The sequence below is a fragment of the Bacteroidia bacterium genome, from assembly GCA_037045145.1.
GTDB lineage: Bacteria > Bacteroidota > Bacteroidia > AKYH767-A > OLB10 > OLB10.
The window spans coordinates 1-9,894 of sequence record JBAOIA010000002.1; the positions used below are offsets into that span (position 1 = coordinate 1).

6 protein-coding genes are annotated in these 9,894 nt (G+C 57.0%); all 6 read left to right on the forward strand.

The features are described from left to right. A partial coding sequence (locus V9G42_00040; protein MEI2757798.1) for a DUF3631 domain-containing protein occupies positions 1-2,530 on the forward strand: 2,530 nt, incomplete at its 5' end. A gap of 565 nt (positions 2,531-3,095) precedes the next feature. Beyond that, on the forward strand, positions 3,096-3,290 hold the full coding sequence (locus V9G42_00045) for a hypothetical protein (protein ID MEI2757799.1): 195 nt from the start codon (positions 3,096-3,098) through the stop codon (positions 3,288-3,290). Positions 3,291-3,980: 690 nt separating this feature from the next. Further along, positions 3,981-4,550 carry a hypothetical protein gene (locus V9G42_00050; protein MEI2757800.1) on the forward strand — a complete coding sequence of 190 codons (570 nt, stop codon included), beginning with the start codon at positions 3,981-3,983 and terminating at the stop codon, positions 4,548-4,550. Positions 4,551-4,871: 321 nt separating this feature from the next. Next, a complete protein-coding gene (locus tag V9G42_00055; GenBank protein ID MEI2757801.1) occupies positions 4,872-7,478 on the forward strand; it encodes a DUF3631 domain-containing protein in 2,607 nt (868 codons plus the stop codon). A 565-nt stretch (positions 7,479-8,043) separates the two neighbouring features. Next, on the forward strand, positions 8,044-8,238 hold the full coding sequence (locus V9G42_00060) for a hypothetical protein (protein ID MEI2757802.1): 195 nt from the start codon (positions 8,044-8,046) through the stop codon (positions 8,236-8,238). A gap of 690 nt (positions 8,239-8,928) precedes the next feature. Then, entirely contained in the window at positions 8,929-9,498 is a 570-nt protein-coding gene (locus V9G42_00065; protein ID MEI2757803.1) for a hypothetical protein, read from the forward strand. Positions 9,499-9,894: the final 396 nt, after the last annotated feature.

The following is a 9,894-nucleotide window of genomic DNA, read 5'->3' on the forward strand; positions in this document are numbered from 1 at the left end:
GCTGACCTCCACCAGCCGCGCAGCGTTTGACCCAGACCGCATACCCGACGCCTTGAAGGCTATCCCGCAATGGGTGTGCTGGCGGTATGGTCACGATGGCAAGCGGGTCACGAAGCCACCCATAGACGCCAAGACCGGCAATGCCGGGAAGTCCAATGACCCGGCGACGTGGTCAACCTTTGATGTTGCGCTGGCGCGGTTCCAGTCAGACCCGAAACTGGCCGGTATCGGACTGGCCTTGACGCCAGACCTGGGACTGACTGCGATAGATGCTGACCACGTCATAGACCCAGAGACCGGCGACACAGACCCGAAAGCTGTTGACCTACTGACCGCATTCCAGACCACCTACGCGGAAATATCGCCGTCGGGTACTGGATACCGGCTGTTCTGCCACGGGAAGCCACAACGGGACGGACACTCAGATCCGCGCTGGCTTGAACTCTATACCGGTGGCGGGCCGCGCTATATGACGGTCACGGGTAATGCTGTTGATGGTCACCCGAAGGCGCTGGCGGCGATGCAAAGCCAGCTTGATGAACTCCACCGCCTTTATATGCGGCCACCAGCAAAGGCCACCAGCAAGGCCAGGACGGCCAGCACGGACACACACAACTGTGTCTGTAATCCTTCAGACCGGCTGGCGGCGGCGCTAAAAAATCCCACGATAGCGGCGCTGTATGGCGGCGACACCGGGAAATATGGCGACCGGTCAACCGCTGAAATTGCACTGGCGTTGCGGCTAATGACGTTCGCCGATGGCGACGAACAGACCGTTGCAGGCTGGCTTGACGGGTCGCAATGCGGGAAGTGGAACCAGCGGGATAAGGACACGGATTCGTATCGGGTCGCCACAGTCAAGGCGGCGGCGGCGAAATGGGACGGTCGGAAGTTTGAAGACCCGAAGCCGCGCCAGGGTCAAAAATCCACAGACACCGGTGTTGTTGTTGACGAACCACCACGGCCAGACCCGGATAGTCGGAACATTCCAGACCCAGATAACTGCGAAGTTCCCGACGAGTTTTGTCTTCCCGATGATGACCCGGATATTGATGACGGCAGTAGCGATGGCGCGGAAATAGACCGGCTGGCGGCGCTGAACCTGCTGGACTATGACCGGCAGCGCGGCGCGGCGGCGCAACGGCTCGGCATCCGGTCTGACACCCTGGACAAGCTGGTTAAAGAAGCTCGCGGCGATAAAGTCGAAACCGGCGGCGGCAAAGCAATGTGCTTTCGTGAAGTTCCGCCGTGGTCAGACCCGGTCAATATCGGCGAACTGCTGAACGAACTGACATCCAGCGTCCAGCGGTTTATGTCGTTGCCAGACCACGCCGCACCAGCTATTGCGCTATGGGTTGTTTATACCTACTGCGTCGTTTCCTATGGTCATATTGCGCCGACACTGGCTATTACCAGTCCAGAGAAGCGATGTGGAAAAAGTACGCTACTCGGCTGGCTATATCGGGTTGTGGAAAAGCCGATGCTGGCCGCGAATATCACAGCGGCGGCGATATTCAGAACCATAGACGCCTGGTCGCCGACACTGCTGATAGACGAAGCCGATAGTTTTCTCGGTGAAAGCGGCGATGAATTGCGCGGCATTCTCAACAGCGGTCATACCAGAGACACCGCCTATGTTATCCGGGTCGCCGGCGATGAACTGGAACCACGCCAGTTTTCAACCTGGGGTGCTAAAGCCGTCGCGTTGATCGGAAAACTGGAAGGGAAGTATTCGACACTGGCTGATAGGTCTGTAGAAATTCAACTGCGCCGACGCTTGCCGACGGACAAGGTTGAGAAGTTGCGCCATGCCGATGAAGAACACTTTGAACGGCTGGCCGCAAAGTGCTTTCGCTTCTCGCTTGACCACGGCGCATCTATCGGCAAGGCAAGGCCGGACATTCCGGAGGCGCTGAATGACCGTGCTGCGGACAACTGGGAGCCACTCCTTTCCATCGCTGACCTGGGTAGCGAACGATGGTCACGGCTGGCGCGGTCAACTGCGCTGGCGTTGTCTGGCGGCGCGGACAATGACGCCGGAAATGCCGGTCTGGGTGTGCAGCTACTGACTGACCTGGAGCAGTACTTTGTCGCCAGACCCACGATGCAGCACCACACCACCACGGACATTCTCATCTATCTGACCGGGATTGATGATGCGCCGTGGGTCACGTTCGCAAAGGGTAAGGGAATGACCGCACGTCACCTTTCCCGACTACTGAAACCCTACGGCATTATTCCGCAGACCATCCGCGTATCCGCAACGACCGCGAAAGGCTACACGGTCACGGACTTTAGGGACGCCTTCGCCAGATACCTACCTTCTATCCGTAACACCGTCACAAGCAAGGCCACGTCTAGCGAAAGTCCCTATTCCGCATCCGTAACAGACCGGCATTGTGGCGGATACGAAAGCGCCAGTTCTGCCAGTCCACAAGCGGGTTGTGACGGAGTTACGGATAAAAAGCCGGGTTCCGGCGGCGGCGGGACTGTGACGGATAGCGATGGCGGAAACTGGGAAGAATTTTGATGGAAGCCGACACCGACGCTGTCACTGTCACGCAGCACGAAAGTAGGTGTCTTGACGGTATCTTATACCATCATGAATTAACCCCCGTTAAAGGGTCAGTAGCGAAAGCGTTACAGCGCATGATAGCGGCTGGCTTCTCGGTTCAAGTGGTTGCCGGACGGTTGCGGGTATCGCCGGCTGACCGTTTGACGCCAGTGCAACGGCAGTGGATAGCGGCGAACAAGGCGGCGCTTGTTGCTGCGCTGGTCGCCGACAGCGGCCATGTAGCCGAGATAGTGAAGACCTTTGACGCTACGGTTATGCGGGTCACGCCGGACACGGCAGCACACCCACCTGTGTCTGTAGGTTTGCCGGAAAGCACAGACACAGGGGGGGGTTATCCGGTCTGGGTTGCGCCGGTTATGGCCGGGACGGTTCGCTGTCTGGATTGTCGCCACGGTCGCCGCGCATTACCCGGCGATGAACTCGCTGCCTGGCGGCTATGCGAAGCCGGTCAAGGCGGTTATTTCGCGCTGGCAAGGCATCGCTGTACGACCTTCAAGGCGGCGCTATGAGAAGGCCACCAGTGGAGTATCACGGCATCGCGCATCGCCTGGATGATGACCGGTTGCGGGTCATCGACGGCTGGTACGCAGACCGGGAAAGCGCATACCAGCAAGCGGCGGCGCTGACCAGGGACTATCTCATCTTGACCGCTGTTATCACCGTGCGGGAACCGTGGGCATTGCCGGGATGGCGAAACCCGGAAAACACGGCATAAAGACGGCTGGCGTGGAGTTATTGCCGATATACAGAGACCGGGAAACCAGTGGCGGTATCCCTAGATAGAAGCCGCTGACGGGCGCTATTCCGGGCTGTTCTAGCAGTCTGTTTCGTCTGATAGAACAGAACGATAGGCGGGATAAATGCGGTCTTAGCGCGGCAGTTCTGGCAGTCTTAGCCAGCCGTCAAAAGGTTAAGTTTTGATAAGGTTACGGCGGCGAACTGCTAGACAAAACTGGAAATTACGCACGGCGTTACGCAGTCTGTAGCGCGTAATTTCGCGAGTTTCGCGCACCACGTCGCGAACTCAACTGCGCGAAGTGGCGAACGAACTGGCGAACTCAGCCTTCGCCATTACCAGCCGGAAAACTTGGTAAAACTTGGTACTGGCGCTGACCGGAAAACCCTACAAAACACTACGGTCGCGCAACGTCGCGTCAAAACCTACGAAAACCTACAGTCGCTGACAACCGCTGACAACGTCCCGACGTCGGGACGTTTCCCGCTGATAAACCCTAATAAAAATTATCACGGTTAACCCGCCCGGCAAGCCGCTGTTTACCTACCCTCGAAAGCGGAAATTCAAGATAATGTCTATTATCAGTACTTATCACGGGTACTTATGACGGTTCTTTGACGCTGTTCTTTGTAACGCTATCGGGATACAATAATCGTTACTTCAAACGGTATGGGAGACAACGCCATGCGGAAATTGAGCAATGACGAACTGGCAACGCGAACCAGAGAAGCGAACCGGCGACGCGGCGAACGACACCGGGAACGGCTGACCATTGCCGGACACGCCGCATTGACGGTCTGGCTACCGGTCGGGCTGCGCCGGGAGTTCGTGAAGGAAGCGGCATTGTGTGGCGTCGGTATCAATGAACTGGCGACGCAGTTAATTGAGAAGGGATTGCGGGAAAGCAAAACCGCAATAATTGCGGATATGCCAGACTCGCAACCAGAGACCGCCGATATGTTCGCAATGCCGGAACAAGAGACACAGACACCGGTTGTTGTTGCGGATACCGACGCCAGTGCACCCAACACTGTGTGTGTGGATTCTGGCCGGACTGCAATGATGATGCTGGTGGCTGAAATGCTGGCCGATGGTCTGACCGGCGCTGATATAGCTCGACGGTTAAATGCCGACGGCTACCGGTCAAGCAATGGCGCTGAACTGCGCGGCGCTAATGTGCTGCGGGAATATCGCGCCTGGAAGGCTAAAGCTGACGAGTCTAATCCAACTGCGGTATGATGACGCCTTAACCCTTTTTCGGTATCGGCTGGCAATGTACTAGCCGAACCACCACCAACTTTTTTAGCCAATGCGGAGCGATTTACATGATGAACAAGGCGGGTCTATTAAGAGCCTGGCGGGACAAGCCAGCGGATGAAAATTCTGTACTCAGAAAAGAGAAAACCCGCTGATAGTCATTATCTAGCGGGTCTCTTTTATTCTGTCAGTAGCGACGGAATAGGCGGAATCGAGTAAGAACAGTATACGCAAGGGACGCGGCGCTGTCACCGCCTACCCGTTCGCCGCTGACGCATACCCTTTGCGTAGGCGAATACCGCTATGTCTTTTCCGTTTGAACCGGCCACCACAGCCACACCCGCGTCAAAAGCCACTGCAACCGCTATTCAACTGGCGGTGCTGACCTCCACCAGCCGCGCAGCGTTTGACCCAGACCGCATACCCGACGCCTTGAAGGCTATCCCGCAATGGGTGTGCTGGCGGTATGGTCACGATGGCAAGCGGGTCACGAAGCCACCCATAGACGCCAAGACCGGCAATGCCGGGAAGTCCAATGACCCGGCGACGTGGTCAACCTTTGATGTTGCGCTGGCGCGGTTCCAGTCAGACCCGAAACTGGCCGGTATCGGACTGGCCTTGACGCCAGACCTGGGACTGACTGCGATAGATGCTGACCACGTCATAGACCCAGAGACCGGCGACACAGACCCGAAAGCTGTTGACCTACTGACCGCATTCCAGACCACCTACGCGGAAATATCGCCGTCGGGTACTGGATACCGGCTGTTCTGCCACGGGAAGCCACAACGGGACGGACACTCAGATCCGCGCTGGCTTGAACTCTATACCGGTGGCGGGCCGCGCTATATGACGGTCACGGGTAATGCTGTCGATGGTCACCCGAAGGCGCTGGCGGCGATGCAAAGCCAGCTTGATGAACTCCACCGCCTTTATATGCGGCCACCAGCAAAGGCCACCAGCAAGGCCAGGACGGCCAGCACGGACACACACAACTGTGTCTGTAATCCTTCAGACCGGCTGGCGGCGGCGCTAAAAAATCCCACGATAGCGGCGCTGTATGGCGGCGACACCGGGAAATATGGCGACCGGTCAACCGCTGAAATTGCACTGGCGTTGCGGCTAATGACGTTCGCCGATGGCGACGAACAGACCGTTGCAGGCTGGCTTGACGGGTCGCAATGCGGGAAGTGGAACCAGCGGGATAAGGACACGGATTCGTATCGGGTCGCCACAGTCAAGGCGGCGGCGGCGAAATGGGACGGTCGGAAGTTTGAAGACCCGAAGCCGCGCCAGGGTCAAAAATCCACAGACACCGGTGTTGTTGTTGACGAACCACCACGGCCAGACCCGGATAGTCGGAACATTCCAGACCCAGATAACTGCGAAGTTCCCGACGAGTTTTGTCTTCCCGATGATGACCCGGATATTGATGACGGCAGTAGCGATGGCGCGGAAATAGACCGGCTGGCGGCGCTGAACCTGCTGGACTATGACCGGCAGCGCGGCGCGGCGGCGCAACGGCTCGGCATCCGGTCTGACACCCTGGACAAGCTGGTTAAAGAAGCTCGCGGCGATAAAGTCGAAACCGGCGGCGGCAAAGCAATGTGCTTTCGTGAAGTTCCGCCGTGGTCAGACCCGGTCAATATCGGCGAACTGCTGAACGAACTGACATCCAGCGTCCAGCGGTTTATGTCGTTGCCAGACCACGCCGCACCAGCTATTGCGCTATGGGTCGTTTATACCTACTGCGTCGTTTCCTATGGTCATATTGCGCCGACACTGGCTATTACCAGTCCAGAGAAGCGATGTGGAAAAAGTACGCTACTCGGCTGGCTATATCGGGTTGTGGAAAAGCCGATGCTGGCCGCGAATATCACAGCGGCGGCGATATTCAGAACCATAGACGCCTGGTCGCCGACACTGCTGATAGACGAAGCCGATAGTTTTCTCGGTGAAAGCGGCGATGAATTGCGCGGCATTCTCAACAGCGGTCATACCAGAGACACCGCCTATGTTATCCGGGTCGCCGGCGATGAACTGGAACCACGCCAGTTTTCAACCTGGGGTGCTAAAGCCGTCGCGTTGATCGGAAAACTGGAAGGGAAGTATTCGACACTGGCTGATAGGTCTGTAGAAATTCAACTGCGCCGACGCTTGCCGACGGACAAGGTTGAGAAGTTGCGCCATGCCGATGAAGAACACTTTGAACGGCTGGCCGCAAAGTGCTTTCGCTTCTCGCTTGACCACGGCGCATCTATCGGCAAGGCAAGGCCGGACATTCCGGAGGCGCTGAATGACCGTGCTGCGGACAACTGGGAGCCACTCCTTTCCATCGCTGACCTGGGTAGCGAACGATGGTCACGGCTGGCGCGGTCAACTGCGCTGGCGTTGTCTGGCGGCGCGGACAATGACGCCGGAAATGCCGGTCTGGGTGTGCAGCTACTGACTGACCTGGAGCAGTACTTTGTCGCCAGACCCACGATGCAGCACCACACCACCACGGACATTCTCATCTATCTGACCGGGATTGATGATGCGCCGTGGGTCACGTTCGCAAAGGGTAAGGGAATGACCGCACGTCACCTTTCCCGACTACTGAAACCCTACGGCATTATTCCGCAGACCATCCGCGTATCCGCAACGACCGCGAAAGGCTACACGGTCACGGACTTTAGGGACGCCTTCGCCAGATACCTACCTTCTATCCGTAACACCGTCACAAGCAAGGCCACGTCTAGCGAAAGTCCCTATTCCGCATCCGTAACAGACCGGCATTGTGGCGGATACGAAAGCGCCAGTTCTGCCAGTCCACAAGCGGGTTGTGACGGAGTTACGGATAAAAAGCCGGGTTCCGGCGGCGGCGGGACTGTGACGGATAGCGATGGCGGAAACTGGGAAGAATTTTGATGGAAGCCGACACCGACGCTGTCACTGTCACGCAGCACGAAAGTAGGTGTCTTGACGGTATCTTATACCATCATGAATTAACCCCCGTTAAAGGGTCAGTAGCGAAAGCGTTACAGCGCATGATAGCGGCTGGCTTCTCGGTTCAAGTGGTTGCCGGACGGTTGCGGGTATCGCCGGCTGACCGTTTGACGCCAGTGCAACGGCAGTGGATAGCGGCGAACAAGGCGGCGCTTGTTGCTGCGCTGGTCGCCGACAGCGGCCATGTAGCCGAGATAGTGAAGACCTTTGACGCTACGGTTATGCGGGTCACGCCGGACACGGCAGCACACCCACCTGTGTCTGTAGGTTTGCCGGAAAGCACAGACACAGGGGGGGGTTATCCGGTCTGGGTTGCGCCGGTTATGGCCGGGACGGTTCGCTGTCTGGATTGTCGCCACGGTCGCCGCGCATTACCCGGCGATGAACTCGCTGCCTGGCGGCTATGCGAAGCCGGTCAAGGCGGTTATTTCGCGCTGGCAAGGCATCGCTGTACGACCTTCAAGGCGGCGCTATGAGAAGGCCACCAGTGGAGTATCACGGCATCGCGCATCGCCTGGATGATGACCGGTTGCGGGTCATCAACGGCTGGTACGCAGACCGGGAAAGCGCATACCAGCAAGCGGCGGCGCTGACCAGGGACTATCTCATCTTGACCGCTGTTATCACCGTGCGGGAACCGTGGGCATTGCCGGGATGGCGAAACCCGGAAAACACGGCATAAAGACGGCTGGCGTGGAGTTATTGCCGATATACAGAGACCGGGAAACCAGTGGCGGTATCCCTAGATAGAAGCCGCTGACGGGCGCTATTCCGGGCTGTTCTAGCAGTCTGTTTCGTCTGATAGAACAGAACGATAGGCGGGATAAATGCGGTCTTAGCGCGGCAGTTCTGGCAGTCTTAGCCAGCCGTCAAAAGGTTAAGTTTTGATAAGGTTACGGCGGCGAACTGCTAGACAAAACTGGAAATTACGCACGGCGTTACGCAGTCTGTAGCGCGTAATTTCGCGAGTTTCGCGCACCACGTCGCGAACTCAACTGCGCGAAGTGGCGAACGAACTGGCGAACTCAGCCTTCGCCATTACCAGCCGGAAAACTTGGTAAAACTTGGTACTGGCGCTGACCGGAAAACCCTACAAAACACTACGGTCGCGCAACGTCGCGTCAAAACCTACGAAAACCTACAGTCGCTGACAACCGCTGACAACGTCCCGACGTCGGGACGTTTCCCGCTGATAAACCCTAATAAAAATTATCACGGTTAACCCGCCCGGCAAGCCGCTGTTTACCTACCCTCGAAAGCGGAAATTCAAGATAATGTCTATTATCAGTACTTATCACGGGTACTTATGACGGTTCTTTGACGCTGTTCTTTGTAACGCTATCGGGATACAATAATCGTTACTTCAAACGGTATGGGAGACAACGCCATGCGGAAATTGAGCAATGACGAACTGGCAACGCGAACCAGAGAAGCGAACCGGCGACGCGGCGAACGACACCGGGAACGGCTGACCATTGCCGGACACGCCGCATTGACGGTCTGGCTACCGGTCGGGCTGCGCCGGGAGTTCGTGAAGGAAGCGGCATTGTGTGGCGTCGGTATCAATGAACTGGCGACGCAGTTAATTGAGAAGGGATTGCGGGAAAGCAAAACCGCAATAATTGCGGATATGCCAGACTCGCAACCAGAGACCGCCGATATGTTCGCAATGCCGGAACAAGAGACACAGACACCGGTTGTTGTTGCGGATACCGACGCCAGTGCACCCAACACTGTGTGTGTGGATTCTGGCCGGACTGCAATGATGATGCTGGTGGCTGAAATGCTGGCCGATGGTCTGACCGGCGCTGATATAGCTCGACGGTTAAATGCCGACGGCTACCGGTCAAGCAATGGCGCTGAACTGCGCGGCGCTAATGTGCTGCGGGAATATCGCGCCTGGAAGGCTAAAGCTGACGAGTCTAATCCAACTGCGGTATGATGACGCCTTAACCCTTTTTCGGTATCGGCTGGCAATGTACTAGCCGAACCACCACCAACTTTTTTAGCCAATGCGGAGCGATTTACATGATGAACAAGGCGGGTCTATTAAGAGCCTGGCGGGACAAGCCAGCGGATGAAAATTCTGTACTCAGAAAAGAGAAAACCCGCTGATAGTCATTATCTAGCGGGTCTCTTTTATTCTGTCAGTAGCGACGGAATAGGCGGAATCGAGTAAGAACAGTATACGCAAGGGACGCGGCGCTGTCACCGCCTACCCGTTCGCCGCTGACGCATACCCTTTGCGTAGGCGAATACCGCTATGTCTTTTCCGTTTGAACCGGCCACCACAGCCACACCCGCGTCAAAAGCCACTGCAACCGCTATTCAACTGGCG

What these genes read in the sequence shown, in the direction of transcription:
- V9G42_00065 (MEI2757803.1), top strand. Translation starts at nt 8,929, where the DNA reads ATGGGAGACAACGCCATGCGGAAATTGAGCAATGACGAACTGGCAACG.
- V9G42_00050 (MEI2757800.1), top strand. Translation starts at nt 3,981, where the DNA reads ATGGGAGACAACGCCATGCGGAAATTGAGCAATGACGAACTGGCAACG.
- V9G42_00055 (MEI2757801.1), top strand. Translation starts at nt 4,872, where the DNA reads ATGTCTTTTCCGTTTGAACCGGCCACCACAGCCACACCCGCGTCAAAA.